The 16,397-nt window shown below is 72.3% G+C and carries 19 protein-coding genes; 3 read left to right on the top strand and 16 right to left on the bottom strand.

What is annotated here, in order from left to right; translation table 11 throughout:
• Window positions 1-106 precede the first annotated feature (106 nt).
• The 7 genes from Ate02nite_RS24880 to Ate02nite_RS24850 all read right to left on the bottom strand — a co-directional run bounded on the left by Ate02nite_RS24880 (window position 107) and on the right by Ate02nite_RS24850 (window position 4,820).
• Window positions 107-1,105, bottom strand: a complete 999-nt coding sequence (locus Ate02nite_RS24880) for a hypothetical protein (RefSeq protein WP_203809537.1) — start codon at window positions 1,103-1,105, stop codon at window positions 107-109.
• Between the two features lie 79 nt (window positions 1,106-1,184).
• On the bottom strand, window positions 1,185-1,964 hold the full coding sequence (locus tag Ate02nite_RS24875) for a DinB family protein (protein WP_203809535.1): 780 nt from the start codon (window positions 1,962-1,964) through the stop codon (window positions 1,185-1,187).
• A 36-nt stretch (window positions 1,965-2,000) separates the two neighbouring features.
• Window positions 2,001-2,558 carry a cadmium resistance transporter gene (locus Ate02nite_RS24870; RefSeq protein WP_203809533.1) on the bottom strand — a complete coding sequence of 186 codons (558 nt, stop codon included), beginning with the start codon at window positions 2,556-2,558 and terminating at the stop codon, window positions 2,001-2,003.
• 13 nt (window positions 2,559-2,571) lie between these two features.
• Complete coding sequence (locus Ate02nite_RS24865; RefSeq protein ID WP_239147658.1) at window positions 2,572-3,342, bottom strand: ABC transporter permease; 771 nt, start codon at window positions 3,340-3,342, stop codon at window positions 2,572-2,574.
• Window positions 3,339-4,154 (bottom strand): ABC transporter ATP-binding protein, encoded by an 816-nt coding sequence (locus Ate02nite_RS24860; protein ID WP_239147657.1) that lies wholly within the window; start codon window positions 4,152-4,154, stop codon window positions 3,339-3,341. Before Ate02nite_RS24860 ends, Ate02nite_RS24865 begins: the two co-directional genes overlap by 4 nt.
• Window positions 4,144-4,596: a Clp protease N-terminal domain-containing protein gene (locus tag Ate02nite_RS24855; protein ID WP_203809531.1), complete on the bottom strand. Its 453-nt coding sequence runs from the start codon at window positions 4,594-4,596 to the stop codon at window positions 4,144-4,146. Before Ate02nite_RS24855 ends, Ate02nite_RS24860 begins: the two co-directional genes overlap by 11 nt.
• Window positions 4,593-4,820, bottom strand: a complete 228-nt coding sequence (locus Ate02nite_RS24850; protein ID WP_203809529.1) for a helix-turn-helix domain-containing protein — start codon at window positions 4,818-4,820, stop codon at window positions 4,593-4,595. The genes Ate02nite_RS24855 and Ate02nite_RS24850 overlap by 4 nt, the downstream gene beginning before the upstream one ends.
• 65 nt (window positions 4,821-4,885) lie before the next feature.
• On the opposite strand from Ate02nite_RS24850, the gene Ate02nite_RS24845 reads away from it, so the two are divergent.
• Window positions 4,886-5,611, top strand: a complete 726-nt coding sequence (locus Ate02nite_RS24845) for a VOC family protein (protein WP_203809527.1) — start codon at window positions 4,886-4,888, stop codon at window positions 5,609-5,611.
• On the opposite strand, the gene Ate02nite_RS24840 is transcribed toward Ate02nite_RS24845, so the two are convergent.
• The gene (locus Ate02nite_RS24840; RefSeq protein ID WP_203809525.1) at window positions 5,580-6,236 is read right to left on the bottom strand and encodes a class I SAM-dependent methyltransferase; all 657 of its coding nucleotides are present in this window, start codon (window positions 6,234-6,236) and stop codon (window positions 5,580-5,582) included. The genes Ate02nite_RS24845 and Ate02nite_RS24840 overlap by 32 nt on opposite strands.
• Before the next feature lie 123 nt (window positions 6,237-6,359).
• Here Ate02nite_RS24840 and Ate02nite_RS24835 point away from each other — a divergent pair, with 123 nt between their 5' ends.
• On the top strand, window positions 6,360-7,070 hold the full coding sequence (locus Ate02nite_RS24835) for a hypothetical protein (protein WP_203809523.1): 711 nt from the start codon (window positions 6,360-6,362) through the stop codon (window positions 7,068-7,070).
• Here the strand turns inward: Ate02nite_RS24835 and Ate02nite_RS24830 are convergent.
• The 3 genes from Ate02nite_RS24830 to Ate02nite_RS24820 form a co-directional block, all read right to left on the bottom strand.
• The gene (locus tag Ate02nite_RS24830; protein ID WP_203809521.1) at window positions 7,047-7,517 is read right to left on the bottom strand and encodes a hypothetical protein; all 471 of its coding nucleotides are present in this window, start codon (window positions 7,515-7,517) and stop codon (window positions 7,047-7,049) included. The genes Ate02nite_RS24835 and Ate02nite_RS24830 overlap by 24 nt on opposite strands.
• Before the next feature lie 21 nt (window positions 7,518-7,538).
• A complete protein-coding gene (locus tag Ate02nite_RS24825) occupies window positions 7,539-8,339 on the bottom strand; it encodes a lysophospholipid acyltransferase family protein (RefSeq protein ID WP_203809519.1) in 801 nt (266 codons plus the stop codon).
• Between the two features lie 117 nt (window positions 8,340-8,456).
• Window positions 8,457-8,912, bottom strand: coding sequence for a helix-turn-helix domain-containing protein (locus tag Ate02nite_RS24820; protein WP_203809517.1), 456 nt, complete (start codon window positions 8,910-8,912; stop codon window positions 8,457-8,459).
• A gap of 41 nt (window positions 8,913-8,953) precedes the next feature.
• On the opposite strand from Ate02nite_RS24820, the gene Ate02nite_RS24815 reads away from it, so the two are divergent.
• Window positions 8,954-10,384, top strand: coding sequence for an MFS transporter (locus tag Ate02nite_RS24815; RefSeq protein WP_203809515.1), 1,431 nt, complete (start codon window positions 8,954-8,956; stop codon window positions 10,382-10,384).
• On the opposite strand, the gene Ate02nite_RS24810 is transcribed toward Ate02nite_RS24815, so the two are convergent.
• The 5 genes from Ate02nite_RS24810 to Ate02nite_RS24790 all read right to left on the bottom strand — a co-directional run bounded on the left by Ate02nite_RS24810 (window position 10,341) and on the right by Ate02nite_RS24790 (window position 16,264).
• The gene (locus tag Ate02nite_RS24810; protein ID WP_203809513.1) at window positions 10,341-11,444 is read right to left on the bottom strand and encodes an FAD-dependent oxidoreductase; all 1,104 of its coding nucleotides are present in this window, start codon (window positions 11,442-11,444) and stop codon (window positions 10,341-10,343) included. The genes Ate02nite_RS24815 and Ate02nite_RS24810 overlap by 44 nt on opposite strands.
• On the bottom strand, window positions 11,441-12,076 hold the full coding sequence (locus Ate02nite_RS24805; RefSeq protein WP_203809511.1) for a hypothetical protein: 636 nt from the start codon (window positions 12,074-12,076) through the stop codon (window positions 11,441-11,443). Before Ate02nite_RS24805 ends, Ate02nite_RS24810 begins: the two co-directional genes overlap by 4 nt.
• A gap of 89 nt (window positions 12,077-12,165) precedes the next feature.
• Complete coding sequence (locus tag Ate02nite_RS24800) at window positions 12,166-13,014, bottom strand: phosphotransferase (RefSeq protein WP_203809509.1); 849 nt, start codon at window positions 13,012-13,014, stop codon at window positions 12,166-12,168.
• A gap of 140 nt (window positions 13,015-13,154) precedes the next feature.
• Complete coding sequence (locus tag Ate02nite_RS24795; RefSeq protein ID WP_203809507.1) at window positions 13,155-13,691, bottom strand: LuxR family transcriptional regulator; 537 nt, start codon at window positions 13,689-13,691, stop codon at window positions 13,155-13,157.
• Window positions 13,688-16,264 carry a LuxR C-terminal-related transcriptional regulator gene (locus Ate02nite_RS24790; protein WP_203809505.1) on the bottom strand — a complete coding sequence of 859 codons (2,577 nt, stop codon included), beginning with the start codon at window positions 16,262-16,264 and terminating at the stop codon, window positions 13,688-13,690. Before Ate02nite_RS24790 ends, Ate02nite_RS24795 begins: the two co-directional genes overlap by 4 nt.
• Between the last annotated feature and the right edge of the window lie 133 nt (window positions 16,265-16,397).

The raw sequence follows: 16,397 nt of genomic DNA, 5'->3' as shown, positions 1-16,397 counted from the left end.
GGCGATCCATGTCCGCGGCCGCGGAACCAACGGGCCGCCGTGAGGTGACCCGTTGCGGACGGTTCCTCTCGGTCGGCGCGAGCGAATCCGAGGGATCGCGGCTGGTTCAGCCGGGTTGGGGTGGGGCGAGGGCCGCGGGGTCGGCCTGGTTCGTGCGGGCGAGGATCGCGGTTATCGCCGCTGTGGTGAGGCCGGCGATCAGCAGGACCTTGTTCGAGGCCGGCTGGCCTGCGGGGAACCATGGCCACAGCCCCGCCGGGCCGGACGTCAGCGCGCGGTGCACCAACTCGGCCTCGCTGATCCGCGGATAGCGCAGCAAGTAGGCGTAGACCGACGCGGCCGGCAGTAGCAGCAGTGTCAGCGCGGTTCCGGAGATCGCGAGCAGACCGCTGGTGCGGCGGCGGCCCGCGCCGGTGATGCGGTAGGCCAGGTCGGCGGCGAGCAGCCAGCCGATCAGCATGCCGAGCAGCATTCCGCCGAGCACCAGTGGCAGGTATGCGAGCGGCGGCAGCGAGCGGCCGGCGATGCTGACCAGTCCGCTGTCGTCGTAGTAGGCCCGCACGTCGAGGCGTGTCCCGCCGCTGTCGGCCTCGAATGCGGCCCGGCGGAACCGGCCGTCGGTGCCACCGGAGACCACGACCGTGGTGGTCGTCCATCCGGCTGCGGTCAGCCGGTCGCGGGCCCGCTGGGCGGCGACGGTGGCGTCTGTTCCGGTGGTGAGGTGCCCGTCGATGTTCAGCCAGAGCCGCCCGCCGGCGGTGTCCGCGGGTGTGGCGTCGTTGCCCATGGTCTGGGTGGCGAGGGTGGCCGGCGATGGGAGCGCGGGGAATGTCCACATGCCCGCCCAGGAGCCGGCTGCGGCGCCGAGTCCGCCGCCGATCAGCAGGGCGAGCACCGCGATCAGGCGGGCGACTGGCCGGCCGGTCGGTAGCCGGAACCGTGCGCGCAGTCCGTCGGTGATCAGGTGCCACCGGTCGCTTCGGCTGGGTCGGCCGGGTGCGGCCAGCTCGAGCATGGTCCCGATCAGTTCCGCTCCGTGTCGTCGCCGGAGCCGGGCCGGGTAGGCGGCTAGCAGTGCCCTGTGGTCGGTAGTGGTTTCCCGCATGCCGAAATGCTACGGACGCCGATATATACCGTCAACCAGATTATGGACCCCGATTCGGTTCTACTTTACATAATGTGGATTATCGACCTGGCAGATGATCGATGGGAGAGGCCTCCAGAACGGCCAGATCCCGCTCCGCGAACAGGCGGTGCTCCCATTCCTCGTTGAGCAGCACTTCGAGGCACTCCCGCGCCGGAAAGCTCTGCGGCGGTGGCCACCCCGGCGCGTCAACCGCCACGGTGTGCGCCTCCAGTTGCTCCGGGGTGAGCGACGCCAGCAGGACGCGCACTCCCGCGACCCGATCAGCCCGCAACGCGAGCACGGTCTCGAGCGACGGCCGAGCGGCCCGGTCACGCGGAACTCCGGGCGTATCGGACATCCCGTCCCACGGGAGCGACAGTGGATGCCACGGCGCCGGTTGTCCTTGAATCCCCCGCCGGATCCACGCGTCGGTGACGAAGACCAGGTGTCGCAGGGTCTCGATGAAGGACCACTCCCCCTCGACCGACTCGTGCAGCCGCTCCGGTGGGAGCCGCTGGGCACGCGCGACGGTGCCGGCCCAGAGTCGTTCCAGGGTGGCCCAGGCCTCGCGGAAGCCGTCCGGGTCGGTGGGTCGCATCTGGTGGCGTTCGGGATGTCGGCGGTTGAGTTCGGCCTCGACCAGGGGCGCGATCTCGACGCCGTTGACGGTGACCCCGGCCAGCTCCCCCGTGATCTCGACGTCGCGGAGTTCGACGCCGCGCATCCGCACCCCACTCAGCCCGACGCCGTTGAGCTGGCAATGGTGGAAGCGTGCGCCGCTGAGGTCGACCTGCTCGAAGGTGGAGCCGCGGAGATCGTCGTGAATGAACTCAGCCATGCCGGGGACCCTAGCGGCGCCCTACGACATTTTCCGTCAGGAGAACAGGATCAGCAGGCCGAGGCCGATCAGGACGACGGGGAGCAGGACATGCCCCCATCGGCTCAGGGCTCTGGCGATCACCGGGCGGGTGGCGAGGTAGCGCCCGGCAGCGACCCAGACGGCAACCAGAATCAGAAAGACGATGAGGTACGCCGTCCTGCCGGCCGCCCCGGCGGTGGCGAACACCGGCACGTACACCCCGATGTTGTCGCCGCCGTTGGCGAAGGTCACCGCGGCGATTTCGAGGGTCCTCTCCCCCGTCGCCGTCTCGTCCGGGGTGTCGTGGCGGTGCCGCCAGGCTTGGATGGCGGCCTTGATGCCGAGGGCCAGGGGCAGCAGGCCGAGCCACGGGAGGACCTGTTCGGGCAGGAAGGTCGCGCCGAAGGCGGCCGCTCCCGAGACGGCGAGGATGGCCGTGAAGCCGAGGTATTGGCCGGCGGCGACGGTGCGGGTGCCGGCTCCCCGGGCGAAGAACAGGGCCAGGATGAGGATGTCGTCGATGTTGGTGACGGCGAACAGGACGATCGCCTGGCCGATGGTGCCCGGGTTCATGGGCGTGAGGTTGTCACAGGCGGGAGCGGCGCAGGATCGCCGGGGCGGTGAGTAGCCCGATGACGGTCCAGGTGAGCAGGACGGCGATGGTTTGCGGGTGTCGCCAGGAGTCGCCGATCTCGGTGGTGACGGCTGCGGCCGGCAGGAGTGCGGAGCGCATGCCGAGGCCGAGCCAGTAGATCGGGAAGGTCTGGGCGATGCCTTGGAGCCAGCCGGGTAGGGCGGCGAGGGGGTAGAAGATGCCGGAGATGCCGATGACGGCGAGGACCGGCAGGGTGAGGATGCCCTGGCTGCGTGGGGTGGCGAAGACCGTGCCGAGGATCGCGCCGGTGGGCAGGGTGGCGGTGAGGCCGAGGGTGACCATGGCGAGCAGGGTCAGCCAGGCGGCGGGTCGGTCGGTGGTGAGGCCGTGGACCAGGAACAGGGCGGGGATCAGGAAGATCGCCAGGTCGAGCAGGAGGCCGCCGGTGACCGAGATGAGTTTGCCGGTGAGGTAGCTGAGCATGCCGTTCGGGATGGCGCGGGCGCGGAGCAGGGTGCCGTCGTCGCGGTCGGCGACCAGGTGCTGGCTCATGCTGACCATGGCCATGGCGGTGTTCATGCCGAGGATGCTGGGCAGCAACGCGGGGCCGAAGGGGCGGTCGCGCAGGAACCACAGGGCGATGAGCATGAGGGCCGGCCAGAGCAGGTGGTTGAACAGGTCGCCGCCGTTGGTGACGGACTGGCGCAGTTCGATGTGGCCGCGGCTGCGGCCGGCGCGCAGGGCCAGCCGGGCGGTGCTCATCGGGTGAGGGCCAGGTAGGTGTCCTCGAGCGAGGCGTGGTGGATGTCGACGTCGTGCAGGTGGTCGCCGTGGTCGCGGTAGAGGTCGTGGATGAGCCGGGCGGGGTGGTCGGTGGGTTGGGTGTGCCGGGTGCCGTGCAGGGTCCAGCGGACTTCGTCGTGGCCGGTGAGTTCGGTGGGGGTGCCGTCGGCGAGGAGCCGGCCGTGGTCGAGGACGAGAAGGCGGGTGGCGAGTTTCTGGGCTTCGTCGAGGTCGTGGGTGGTGAGTAGGACGGTGGTGTCGGCCAGGCCGCGGATGAGGTGGTGGAAGTCGTGGCGGGCGGCGGGGTCGAGGCCGGCGGTGGGTTCGTCGAGGAACAGGACGCGGGGGTGGCCGATGATGCCGAGGGCGAGGTCGAGTCGTCGTCGTTGACCGCCGGAGAGCGTACGGATGGGCTGGTTGGTTTGGTTGTCGAGGCCGACGGCCGTGAGGAGGTCGTCGGGGTTCCAGCCGGTGGTGTAGTGGGCGCGGATCTGGGTGAGGAGTTCGCGGGGGCGCCATTTGCCGTGGTCGCGCCAGGTTTGCCGGACGACGCCGAGGTGCGCTCGCCAGTGTTCGTCGGCGTGGGCGGGGTCGGTGCCCAGGACGGTGACGTGGCCGGCGGTGCGGGTGCGGAAGCCTTCGAGGATTTCGATGGTGGTGGTTTTGCCGGCGCCGTTGGGGCCGAGCAGGGCGAGGATGTCGCCGCGGTGGGCGGTGAAGGTGATGTCGTGCAGGGCGTCGGTGTGGCCGTAACGCATGTGCAGGCCGGTGACCTGGATGTCAGTGGTCATCGGTGGTTTCCCGGCGGGCGGCGTCGGTGAGGGCGGTGCGGTCGATGCCGGCGTGGTCGAGGGCTCGGGGGACGGTGCCGAGTGGGGCTTGCAGGATGCCCAGGAGCAGGTGGGCGGGGGTGGTGTCGCGTTTGCGGTGGGCGGTGGCCAGGCCGCGTTCGAGGGCGGATCTGGCGGTGGCGCCGAGTTGTGGGCTGCCGGATGGCGGTGGGGTGGCGGGTGGGAGGGCGCCGTCGAGGCGTACGCCTGCGGTGTTGAGGCTGTTCTTGAATTCTTGATCTAGAGCGGTGCGGAGGGTCGGGTGGTCGAGGCCGGCGGCGGTGAGGGTGGGTGAGCCGGTGCGGGCGATGGCCAGGAGCAGGTGGTGGGCTTCGATGGTGGTGGTGCCGTCGGCGCGGGCTTCGTCGGCGGCCTGGGTGATGATCTGGTCGAGGGTGGTCATCCGGTGCGCCTCCTGAGGGCGACGCCGGCGGCGATGAGCCGCTTGGCGTGTTTTTTGTAGACGGCCTGGCGGGTGATGCCGAGGGCTTCGGCGACCTGGGGCCAGCTCCAGCCGGTGCGCATGGCTTCTTCGACGGCGGCGTCTTCGAGCCGGTCGGCGAGGTGGCGTAGGGCGCCGACGGCGGCGAGGCGGTCGGCGACCTCTCCGGTGGCGGGTATCTCCATGTAAGCAACCGTAGTTGCTTATCTTCGTTTTAGTCAACCGGAGTTGCTTAGGTTAGGGTCGTGGGATGCGCGTGCGGTGGGTTACCGGGTTCCTTGACTCTCCCGGCCGGGAAGTGGAAGCGTTCTGGTCAGCGGTAACGGGAACGACGTTGTCCGAGCGGCGCGGCGGCGGCACGTTCGCGACACTGCTGCCGGTCGAGGGAGACGCTTTCCTGCGGGTGCAGGTGATCGGGTCGCCCTACCCGGGATCGCATGTGGATCTGCATGTGGCCGACGTGCCGGTGGCAGCCGGCGAGGCCGAGGGGCTCGGGGCATCGGTCGTGTTCAGTGAGCCCGGTCTGGTGGTGCTGCGCTCCCCCGCCGGGGTGCCGTTCTGCCTGGTGCAGTGGGACGGGGAGACACGCCGCCCGGGGTCGCAGCGGTGGCCGGGCGGGCAGAGCAGCATCGTGGACCAGCTGTCCCTGGACGTTCCGGCGGGCGAATACGACGCCGAGTACGAGTTCTGGGCGGCGCTGACCGGCTGGGAGCGCCGCAAGTCGGATCTGCCGGAGTTCGCGTTCCTGCAGGGCGACCCGGGGCTGCCGCTGCGGTTGCTGCTGCAGCGGATCGGGGCGGGGCCGGTGGGCGTACACCTGGATTTCGCCTGTGACGGGGTTGATGCCGAGGTGACGCGGCATGTGGAGCTCGGCGCGACGGTGGTGCGGCGGGTCCCCGGGGACTGGACGACGTTGCGGGACCCGGCCGGGCGGGAGTATTGCGTTACGGCGCGGGCTCCCCGTGGGCGTGGATGACGGCGCCGTGGGTGGTGATCCCGGCGCTCAGGTGCCAGCCGGGTAGGGCTTCGAGTTCGGTGGGCTGCCAGTAACGCTTGATGACCTGGTAGGCGCGGCCGTCGTTGAGGGTGCGCTGCTGCCGGTCGTCGGCGATGCGGGCGGGCCGGTAGCTGTCCAGCAGGAACACCCGGCCGCCGGGGCGCAGGGCGGTGGCCACCTGCTGCCAGAACCGGTCGAGGTGCTCCTCGGGGATGTGCGACAGCCAGTAGCTGAAGAACACCACGTCGAACGCGGCGGCCGGTGGGGTCCAGGTGAAGATGTCGGCCTGCACGTAGCTGACCTTGCCGGTGTGGGCGGTGCGGGCGCGGTTGAGGTCGAGGGTCTCGGTGTGCGCGTCGACCGCGGTGATCCGGGTGGCGTGCGCGGTCAGGCGTTCGGTCCACCAGCCGGTGCCGGCGGCGAACTCGAGCACGTCACCGGCCGGGCCGAAACTCTCCAGGGCCCGCTCGGCCTCGGCGATGTCGGCGAACCAGTGCTGCCGGGCCTGCTCGTCGAGGGCGTAGCGGCCCTGGCGCTGCCACCACTGGTCGTACTCCCCGGCGCGGTGCCGGTAGTACTCACGCTGTTCGGTCAACTGGTCCATGTCGATGACGCTATCGGCGGGGGCAATAACATTTCTCTGGCAAGATCGCGGGGCGTATCGCGAAAGTGTCGGTGCCCCCTGCTAAAACTGTTGGCACAAGCGTTCGATTGATCGGAGAGTGGCGTGGCCCGGGGTTTGAGCACCGAAGAGCTGACGGCAATCCGCGACCAGGTCGCCGCCGGGCGTAAACCGCGCGTGCAGTTCACCGAGTCGGCGGGGCAGATCGCCGGCCAGATCGGGCAGGTCGTGTCGCTGGGCGACGCGGACGAGTCCGACGAGTTCCTGGTGGTGAAGTTCGGCCGCGACGAGTTGCCCTTCTCCCCCGCCGACCTGCAGGTCGCACCGCGCGGCGCGACCGCCCGTAAAGCCGTGCCCCCGCCGCCGGTGGTGCCCGCGCCCGCGGGGCCGCCGGAGCCGGAATTTCTGCTCGACAAACCCGTGGCGGCGCCGGTCGCCGAGCCGGTCAGGAGCGAGGATGGTCCGGTGACGACCCCGGCACCCCGCAAAGCGGCCCCGCCGCGCCCGGCCAAGACCAAACCGGCGCCCGGGCTGACGGTCACCCTGGCCTACGGCGAGGGCGAGTGGACGGTGGCCGCCACCCAGGGCAGCAAGGCCCTGGCCAAGCCTTATGTGATCCGGCCGGCCGAGGCACTGCGGATGGTGTCGCTGATCGACGTGCCCGGCGTGCAGGAAGCGGTCGAGCAGATCCTGGCCGGCGAACGGGCCGAGGCCGAGAAGGAGGCCCAGCGGTTACGGGCCGAGCTCGCCGAGGTCGAGGCGCGCCTGGCCGAGCTGGGCGAAGCGGGCGGGTCAGGTGTCGAGGTCGGCCGGTAACGGCAGGCCCAGCACACTGACGAAACGGGCGGTCTTCACCTCGACGAACACCTCGGCGTCGTCGAGGGCGCCCACGTCCTGCTCGTCACCGTCGTCGAGGTCGTCGTCCTCCGGGTCGACGTCCTGGGCGAGGAACGTGACGATCTGCTCCTCCTTCGCCAGGGCGTCGCCACCCGGGTTCAGCGCCGCCCACCAGGCGGCGATGCCGGCCGCCTCACGGAACACGTCGGTCGGGGCCGAGGCGGCCTCGTCCTCGAAGTACGTGCGCGGGGTCACCCCGAGATAGGCGACGCCGGCACCGCTGGGCGCCGGGTCGTAGGTGACGACGGTGAAGTCGCTGTCGTGGATGTCGAGCAGCATCCACGGCCGGTCGTCGGTGGGCCGGCTGTCCGGTTCGGCGTCATGCCACTGGTCGCCGTCATAGAGGTACGTTCCGAAGAACCCCATACCCCCGATGATCGCATCCCGTCAGGCGGAGTCACCGGGAAGTGCCGGGAGCGCCCGGCCCGGCCTGGGCCGCGTCCGGGTGAGGTCGGTGGCGCGGGTCTCGTCGACGAAGTGCGGCATCTCCATCTCGCCGGTCCGCAGCTCGGCCAGGGTGTCGTCGATGCCCTCCATGATCAGGCGGGTGGCTTTCATCGCCCGCGCGCCCGGGGTGCCGGTCACCGACGACAGGTCGACCGGGACCGTGCCGAACCGCACGTGCACGACCGGGCGGCGGCGCACCGCCCGCAGGATCGACCGCACCAGATCCTTCGGCGTGTCATACGGCAGCACCGCGTGCGCGCCCCACTGCGCCACCGGCAGCACCGGGGCGCCGGAGGCGGCGGCCATCCGGGCCACCCCGGTCTTGCCGCGTTCCGGCCACATCCACGGGTCCAGGCCGATCCGGCCCTCCGGGTAGACCAGCACCATCGCCCCGCCGGCCAGCGCGTCGGCCGCACTGGGCAGGGCGTCGGCGACCCGGCTGGTGCCCCGGTCGACCCGGATGTGCCCGGCCGCGGTCATCGCCGCCCCCGCGATCGGGGCGTCGAAGATGCCGCCGGTCGCCAGGATCCGCGGCGCGATCCCGATCTTGTGGCAGGCGGCGGTCATCACGATCGGGTCGAACGGGCTGACGTGGTTCGCGGCCAGGATCACCGCCCGCCCGCGCAGCTGCGCGGGCACGTCCCCGGACACCCGCAACCGGCACAACGGCCACACGACGATCCGCGACAGCGCCAGCATGAACCGCCACATCGGCGGAACCCGCGAGGTAGAGCTCTCCATAAGGCCGCCAATGATCGCACGCCGGCAAGGCCGCCCGCCGATCGGCCGCACGTCCATTTCCACCTGTTCTTCCTGATCAGCGGTGCGGTGCTGGTCGGTGGCGCCTCCGCGGCCGGTCTACCGGCCTGTCTGCGGGTGCACGGCCACCAGCAGCAGGGCGTCCAGCAGCCGGAACCAGTCGGCCTCGCTGAGCTCCCGCCCGGTCACCGCGGCCAGCCGGGCCAGCCCGCCGAGAACCGGCCCGGCCACCGCGGCCGGATCGGCACCGGCCGCCTCGGCGATCACCCGGACGTCCCGGCGGAACCGCGCGCCCCGGCTGAGCCGGACCAGGGTGGCCGGCAACGCGACCGCGGTGTCTTGGTCCTGGCTCTCGGCGGCGAACCCGATCACCAGGCGGGTCTGCAGCGCGTCGGCGATCCGGGTCAGCGCGTCCACGGTCGGATTGCCGCGGCCGTTCTCCAGATTCGCCACGTACGGCACCGACAGGCCGGCGTCCGTCGCGACCGCGGCGACGGTGCGTCCCTGTGCCGCCCGCAACGTGCGCAGCTGCTGGCCGAGTTCCTGTCTCTGCATCTTGACAGAATAGTCATGCAGAAACCTATTCTGTGGAAATCATGTTCGAGGCGCTGCGGGTCCGTGACTTCCGGCTGCTGTGGCTGGCCCGGATCGTCAGCGACCTGGGCACCTGGCTGCTGATGATCGCGGTGCCCGCACACGTCTTCACGCTCACCGGGTCGGTCACCGCCACTGGCCTGACCCTGGCCGTGCAGTTCGCTCCGGCGGCCCTGCTCGGACCCTTCGCCGGGGTGCTGGTCGATCGCTGGAACCGGCGCTGGACCTTGATCGGCGCCGACCTTGGCCGCGCCGCCGTGGTTACCGTCCTGTTGCTGGTGCGGGAGCCGGGCGACCTCTGGCTGCTCTACGCCGTGCTGGTCGCCGAGAGCATCGGCACCGTCGTCTTCCGGCCGGCCGCCCAGGCCCACACGCCGGCCCTGGTCGGCACCGCGTCCACGCTGAGCAGCGCCAACGCCCTGAACGCCCTGGCCGACGGCACCGTGCGCGTCGTCGGCGGCCCACTCGGCGGCGTGCTGCTGATCTGGATCGGCTTCGACCTGCTCATCGGCCTCGACGCCGCCAGTTACCTGCTCTCGGCCCTCGGCATCCTGCTGACCGCAGCCAGGCGCGAGGATCAGCGCGCCGGGATCACGCAGGTGCAGCGCGGCGAGGGCGGCCCGGGAGCGAGCCGAGCCGACCGGTCTCCAGCAGACAGCCGGGCGGAACCAGGCGGCGGGACGGAACCAAGCGGCCCCGAACACGCCAGCTCGTCGCAGCCCATCGGCCGGACAGAGTCCGGCGGCCAGGACCAGACCGGCCGGGCGCGCCCCGAAGGCCGCCGCCGATTCCAGGCCGACCTGCGCGAAGGCCTGGCCTTCCTCGGCGCACAGGCCATCGCCCGGAACCTCCTGCTGATCAACACGTTCTTCCTGGCCATCAACGCGTGCCTTTCGGCACTGCTGATCTCCTACGGGATGACCGTCCTCGGCGGCAGCGCACCGACCGGCCTGGTCATGGCCGCCCTGGGCATCGGTTTCCTGCTCGGAGCCCCGTTCCTGCGGATACTCGTCGACCGATCGCCGCCCGCCTACCTGCTGGGAGGCTCCCTCGCCATCACCGGCATCGGTTACGCGGCCCTGTTCACCTCGACCGGCCTGGTGACGGCACTGCCGGCCGCGACGATCATCGGCGCCGCCGGATCGATCACCCTCGGCGCCGTCCAGACCAGCCTGCAACGCGTCACCCCCGCCGGCATTCTCGGCCGCACCAGCTCAGCCGTGTTCACCGCCGAAGCCGTCGCGACCATCGCCGGCGCGCTCGCAGGCCCAGCCCTGACCCAGGCCGTCTCACTCACCGCGATCGCCGTCGCCGCCGGGATCGCCGCCATCCTCATCGGACTACTGGCCACCACCCTGCTCCCGCACACCCCACTACCGACCGCCGAACTCACCGGCACCGCGCCAGCTCCGGCACCGCAACGCCAGAGCTGATCTCCAACGCCACAAGCCGCCCCACGCTGGGCGCAAGACAAACCCCCGAATGCAAAACCGCCACATACAGGTACGGCCTGAGCCGCCCGACAACCGGCCCGCCCGCAGGCATGGGCCGAACACCGACCCGCCACCCCTGCAGCTCGAGCCCGTCTCCGAACGCGTCCCGAAGCTGCCGAACAGCCCGCCCGGCCGTGTCCCGCAGATCGCCCCAGGCCAAGCCGTGCCCGAGCGAAGCCGCCATCAGCAACTCCCGCTCCCGAACCTCCCGAACCTCAAACCCCGGCCCCGACACAATCCCGCGCACCAGCCCAGCCCGCCGAGCCCGAACCCGAACCAACAACGCCGGCGAGACACCGCCGATCCGCGCCAGGGCTTCCCCGGCCCGCCCCGCCGGCGAGTCGCCATCAATCCGCGCCGAGGTGTCCATGGACAGGGCCCGCCGAGCCAGCGCCGCGGTACCGGCCCCGGCCGCCAGGACCACGGTGGACGCCGGATGAAACCCCACCGTCGACGCGACACCCTCCGCGCTCACCTCGACCACGGTCGCCCCGGAAACCACCCGAGCCCCGGCATCGCGGGCCGCGCGAAGAAAGGCCCGGGCCGCAAGCACCGGATCCACCCCGCCATCACCCGGGGTGTGAACCGCCCTTTCCGGAAATATCCGAAGCTCCGGCTCGAGCAACGCCACCGCCCCCGAACCAACAAGCCGCCCACCCACCTCCGGCAGTGCGGCCTCGTCCGGCCCGGCAAGCCGGTCGGCCTCCTCCGGTGGGACCGGCCAGCGCAGCGAACCGCACCAGCGCACCGATACCCCGGGAACCTCCCGCTCCGCCCGCCGCCAATCCGGTAGGACCAGGCCGGCCAGGTCGGCTGCGCCGCCCGGCCAATCGCCGGTCTCGTCGCCGCCGATCCAGGCGAACGACGACGCCGTCACCCCGGCGTCGCGGCCGATTACCGTGACCGGAACGCCGGCCCGGGCCAGGTGGTAGGCGATCGATGCGCCGACGATGCCGGTGCCGACCACCACCACCGGATGACCGGCGCCAGCTCGCCTCACTCCACCCACCACCAGCCGTCGCCCACCTCTCGCTTCGGATATCCGAGGTCGCCCGAGGCGGTCGGGATGGACGCCGGCCCGGTGGGCGGCTCGGCGAAATACCCGAGCCCGGTTCCCGATTCGGCTCGCCAGTCCTGCCACAGCTGCACGAACAGCACGGTCGGGCTGGCGTATGCGAATCCGGACGGGCACAGCGAGCGCATCTCAGACGGCAGGGTCAGTTCGCCGTCCAAGCGGCCCGCCCGGTAACCCTCGGCCAGTTCGGCGAACGCGACCCGGTGCAGCTGATACCGATAGTCAACGGAGTAGACCTGGGAATCCTGCCGCGAGACGACGACCCCGGCGGCAACGGCCAGGCACAAGCTCACCACCGCGACTCCCCACGAACGACGCAGGCAGGCGATCAGGATCGCCGCCACCGAGACGAGCACCGCGAACAACACCGCCAGCAACGAGATCCACCAGCCGACCAGCGAACCGACGAGCAGTGGCGTCCCGGCGAGCCACCAGGCGGGAATCAGCAACAGCCAACCGACACCACTCAGGACGGCCTGCAGCAAGCCGCGCCCGCTGAACGCCGCCGCCACGGACCGCTCGGCCGGTTGATCGACCGACTCCCATTTGAAGTCCATGGCGAGGATCTTGCACGCGCGGTCGCAACCCCCGAAAGGCCGTACCCGAAACCTCCACACGATCTCCCTGCCGCGGTCAAAAAGCGCAGTCAGAAGGTGGCGATGCCGTCTTCCGCGACCGTCAGCCACCGATCCACGGTCGCCGCGTCGTGGTGGCGGATGGACCAGTCCACCTGCCGCAGGCTCATGTGCGCCCAATACGCCTGCCGGCGGCGAGAAGGCAGCAGCGCCAGACGCTCGTCGACCGGCCCGGCCAGCTGCGGCGCCGTCGCGGCCAGATAGAACCGCAGGGTCACCAGGTCGAAGTGCCGGTCCCCGCGAACCGCCCCGTCCCAGTCGACCACCCCGCTGAGCCGCCCGCCGGAGACCAGCACGTTGCCGTGGTGGAAGTCCATGTGGACCAGATCGTCGCCGATCATGTGTGTCCCGAACGACGACCCGACCGAACGGACCCACGACAGCAGCCGCGCCGTGCGGGGACTGTGCGCTTCGAGCGGGCCGTGCAGGCAGAAACCCGGCCCGTCACCGGTCAGGTAGAGCTCGGCCGGTGACGGGGCCGGCTCACCCGCGAGCACCCCGGCGAGGCGGTCGTTGACCTGCAGCAGCTGCTGCACGAGGGCGGCGTCGAACGCCTCCGGCGGAGTGCCGGGCAGCCGCTGCTGCACCACCACCCGCATCCCGTCGACCCGGGCGGTCAGCTCGTGCCGGGCGGTCGGCACCCCGGCGGCGCGGGCCCGGTCGGCGAGCAGCCCGGACTGGGTGCGGGCCGCGGTGAGCACCGACCGGCGGCCGTCGGGCCAGCGCACGTAGGCCGCGCCGATCTCGCCGCCGGGGCACGGTCCTTCCAGGACCAGCCGGACCCCGGTGATGTCGAAGATCCGGTCGAGGACCCGCGGCGCGTCGAGGCGCGCGGAGGTCGGCCACGCCTGGGTGGTCACGGGCGCTGCCCGGCAAAGGTCACGACGGCCCCCGACTCGTGACGGCGAACAGGTTGCTCCGGACAGACCGTAACCCGCCGGGCCGCACGGCAGTGTCGGCTAAAAGACCCTAGTCGATGCCGATCGGCCCGACATCCCCATTAATTCGGGCCGCGCTGGCGCAGATAGGCCAGCACCGCCTCGCGGGTGGTCCGCACCCCGAACAACGCCCGCGCCTCGGCGATCCGCCGGTTCGCGGTGCGCAGCGACAGGAACTCCGCCGCCGCGGCGGCCGCGATCGTGTCACCGGCGGCGAGCCGGTCGAGCAGCGCGCGCTGCTCCGGTACCAGGTCGGCGACCGCCTTGCCGCCGTCGTTCGGTTCCGCGGCCGCACCCTGCCGCACCGGACCCAACCGGGACAGATCGTCCACGAGCGCCCTCCCCAGCATCGACTCCGCGTCACAGATCGCGACCACGCCCGCCCCGCGGGCCGCCGCAAGCACCGCCAGCTGCAAGGTCTCCGCGTCGGTGATGCGCCCGTGCAACACCAGGCGGTTACCGGTCACATCCCAGGCCGGGTCGGGCAGGGCGAAGCCGTCGCGGGCGACCCAGCCGTCGCGGATCAGGCGGCGGAGGACGGTGTCGGCGTCGCCGGGGCTGGCGACGACGTGGCGAGGGGCGTCGGGCTGTCTGGTCACCGGCGATCCTTGTGTATCTCAGGGGTGGCGAAGGCGAGGGCGGCGGCTTCCGTTCGGGTGCGGGCGCCGAGCTTTCGCATACCGGCGCGGATGTGGGTGTCAACCGTCTCGGCCGAGATGCCGAGCTGCCCGGCGATGCGCCGGGTCGGTTCCCCCGCGGCGACCAGGCGCAACACGTCGGTTTCCCGGCGGGTGAGCTGGTTTCCGGAGCGGGGACTGCGGGTGTCGCGGTGAATATGGTGCCGGCGCAGACCACGCCGGGCACGCCCGGCGAGCACGGTCAGTCCGGCGTTGTCGGCGAGCCGCTCGGCGTCGAGCAGCGCGGCGACGGCCCGGTCCGGGTCGGCTTCGGTCAGACCGGCCGCAAGCAGGCACCGGACCTGTTCCCTGACGGCGACGGGCCGCCACCCGTCGGCGGCTGCCGTGAATCCGGTACCGGTCGCCCACGCGGTCAGAGTGCGCCGCGCGGGAGTCGGTAAACCCGGCGGAATGGGCGGAGTGCCCATAGCGCCCAAATCAAATGCGGCCCACCGGGCCGTGATGGCATGCAGCCCGGCGAGCAGCCCACGGCTGTCACCAGGCGTTTCCCGGGCCGCACGGTCCGGTTGCCCGTCGAGCCACGCGGTCTCGCGTGTCACCCATCCGACAGCCGGATGCGCGGGCGCCTCATCCAGCCGCGCCCGCGCCGCCCCGAGCAGCCCGGTGTCGGCCTCGATCAGCGCGGCCGCCGCGGCCGCATACCCCCGGGCCTCGTCCGGAATGGCCCGATCGGTCAGGTTGGCGCTACGCCGGAAAACCTCGTCGGGGTCGGCCTGAGCGGTCCGGTTTCCGCTTTCTTCAGGTACGCGGTCGGTCCGTTCCCCATAGAGATGACCCGAACCTGCCTTTGCGCCGGCCTGAGCGGTCGGCACGCTCCCCACGCCGCTACCGGCGGCGTGCGTGGTCACCGGCTCGGCCTGAGCGGGCGCTGGGGAGGCGCTGCCGTGCAGGGCGACGGCCCAGTCGGCGGCGGCCTCGAAGCGGGTCTGCCAGCCGTAGGCCAGGTCGGCGGCGCAGTCCTGGGCCGCACTCAGGGCCGCGGTGGCCGCGTCGAGCAGCTGGCCGTCGGCGACCAGGTGCTCGACCAGCAGCCAGGCGCTGAAGCGGGTGATCAGCGGGTCGCCGCCGGGGGTGGCCGCCGCGTACAGGGCGGCGTCCCAGCCGGGGGTGCGGTTGGTGGCGTGCACGGCGGCCACCGCCGCGGCGACGCCCTGCGGCGGGTTGGGGTAGCGGGCGCTGACCTTGCCGGCCAGGTCGGCGGCGGCCACCGGGTCGGTGGCCAGCTCGGCCAGCAGCAACACCCGGTCGCGGGCGGCCAGGACCGATGCCGGGGACGCGTCGGGCACCGCGGCCACCGCGGCACGGGCCGCGGCCGGGGCGCCGGCCTGCAGCAGCGCCTCACCGCGCAGCACGTCGGCCTCGACACCGAGCGGCCCGCCGGTGGTCAGGACCTTCGCGGCCGCGGCGGCCCGCCCGGCGGTCAGCGCGGCGTCGGCGGCGGCCACGCGAACCCGCGGGTTGATCGGGGTGTCCAGGTCGCAGGCGAACAGCAGCAGCGCCGCCCGGTCACCGCCGGTGGTCTGGTCGGCGGCGGCCAGGGCTCTGCGGTGAGCGCCGGCCAGGTCACCGGCGGCGGCCAGGTGCCGGGCCGCCTCGGCCGGTGGGGTCAGCTCGGCCAGCCGGGTGTGCAGCTCGACGCGACCGGCCGCATCCAGCAGGCCGGCCGCGGTCTCGGCCACGTAGGTCGACACCGGGGTCAACTCGCCGCCGGGACCGGCGCCGATCAGGCCGGCCGCGTGCAGGTCGGCGGCACCCGGGCCGAGCAGGGCGGCGGGGGCGGGCCGGCCGAGCAGCCCGAGGGCGGCCAGGGCGGTGCGGGCCGGGCGGGGCAGGTCGGCCAGGGCGGTCGCGATGGCGTACGCCACCTGGTCGATGCCGGACCCGCCGGGAGCGCGGCCCGCCGCGGCCTGCCGGGCCAGCGCGGTGATCGCGAGAGGGTTGCCGCCGGCCCGCGCCGCGACCGCCAACAGGGTTTCCTCGGGCAGGCCGGAGGCGGTGCGGCGGGCCAGGTCGAGGGCGGCCGCAGGGTCCAGGGGTGGCACGGTCAGCCAGGCGGTGGCGGCCGTGTGGAGCGCTTCGACGGCCGGCTCGGGCAGCCGGTGCGGGGTGCGCAGGGCGACCAGGACCCGGCAGTGGGCGGCCAGCAGCGGCAGCGCGGCCAGGGTGGCGGCGTCCGCGTACTGGATGTCGTCGAGCACCAGCAGACCGCCACGCACCCGGGAACGGACGGCCTCGGCGAGCAGGTGCACGTCGTCGGCCGGCAGCCGGGCCCGCACCGCCCGGGACAGCGCCAGGGCGGGGGTGGTGCGCAGCATGGCCAGGCCACCGCCGGTGTGGGCGGGCCCGGCGACCTCGGCGGTCAGCCGGCGCAGGGCGGTGGTGCGGCCGCTGCCGGGTGGGCCGGTGAGCACGATCAGGGCGGGACGGTGCAGCAGGGCAGCGGCGGAGGCAAGCGGGTCAAGATCTTCCGCCACCTGGGCCCCTCCCCTTCACGTCGGTCGGCTGTGGCACGAACACGGGATCCCGTGCCGCACGGTCATCCGTAGGCTGTGCCGTGGCGGGCACCCGGCCCGCCCGCTGCAGCGGAAGGGTCGAGGTGACGACCGT

The organism is Paractinoplanes tereljensis (assembly GCF_016862435.1).
In the GTDB taxonomy this organism is placed as follows: domain Bacteria; phylum Actinomycetota; class Actinomycetes; order Mycobacteriales; family Micromonosporaceae; genus Actinoplanes; species Actinoplanes tereljensis.
The sequence above is the reverse complement of the archived record's forward strand: the minus strand, read 5'-3'. Positions and strand labels throughout refer to the sequence as shown.

Bases quoted from the DNA above. Each gene is read 5' to 3' on its own strand.
- Ate02nite_RS24805 (WP_203809511.1), bottom strand. From the start codon at position 12,076: ATGGACTTCAAATGGGAGTCGGTCGATCAACCGGCCGAGCGGTCCGTG.
- Ate02nite_RS24825 (WP_203809519.1), bottom strand. From the start codon at position 8,339: ATGGAGAGCTCTACCTCGCGGGTTCCGCCGATGTGGCGGTTCATGCTG.
- Ate02nite_RS24865 (WP_239147658.1), bottom strand. From the start codon at position 3,342: ATGAGCACCGCCCGGCTGGCCCTGCGCGCCGGCCGCAGCCGCGGCCAC.
- Ate02nite_RS24840 (WP_203809525.1), bottom strand. From the start codon at position 6,236: ATGGACCAGTTGACCGAACAGCGTGAGTACTACCGGCACCGCGCCGGG.
- Ate02nite_RS24820 (WP_203809517.1), bottom strand. From the start codon at position 8,912: ATGCAGAGACAGGAACTCGGCCAGCAGCTGCGCACGTTGCGGGCGGCA.
- Ate02nite_RS24870 (WP_203809533.1), bottom strand. From the start codon at position 2,558: ATGAACCCGGGCACCATCGGCCAGGCGATCGTCCTGTTCGCCGTCACC.
- Ate02nite_RS24875 (WP_203809535.1), bottom strand. From the start codon at position 1,964: ATGGCTGAGTTCATTCACGACGATCTCCGCGGCTCCACCTTCGAGCAG.
- Ate02nite_RS24830 (WP_203809521.1), bottom strand. From the start codon at position 7,517: ATGGGGTTCTTCGGAACGTACCTCTATGACGGCGACCAGTGGCATGAC.
- Ate02nite_RS24845 (WP_203809527.1), top strand. From the start codon at position 4,886: ATGCGCGTGCGGTGGGTTACCGGGTTCCTTGACTCTCCCGGCCGGGAA.
- Ate02nite_RS24855 (WP_203809531.1), bottom strand. From the start codon at position 4,596: ATGACCACCCTCGACCAGATCATCACCCAGGCCGCCGACGAAGCCCGC.
- Ate02nite_RS24880 (WP_203809537.1), bottom strand. From the start codon at position 1,105: ATGCGGGAAACCACTACCGACCACAGGGCACTGCTAGCCGCCTACCCG.
- Ate02nite_RS24815 (WP_203809515.1), top strand. From the start codon at position 8,954: ATGTTCGAGGCGCTGCGGGTCCGTGACTTCCGGCTGCTGTGGCTGGCC.
- Ate02nite_RS24860 (WP_239147657.1), bottom strand. From the start codon at position 4,154: ATGACCACTGACATCCAGGTCACCGGCCTGCACATGCGTTACGGCCAC.
- Ate02nite_RS24850 (WP_203809529.1), bottom strand. From the start codon at position 4,820: ATGGAGATACCCGCCACCGGAGAGGTCGCCGACCGCCTCGCCGCCGTC.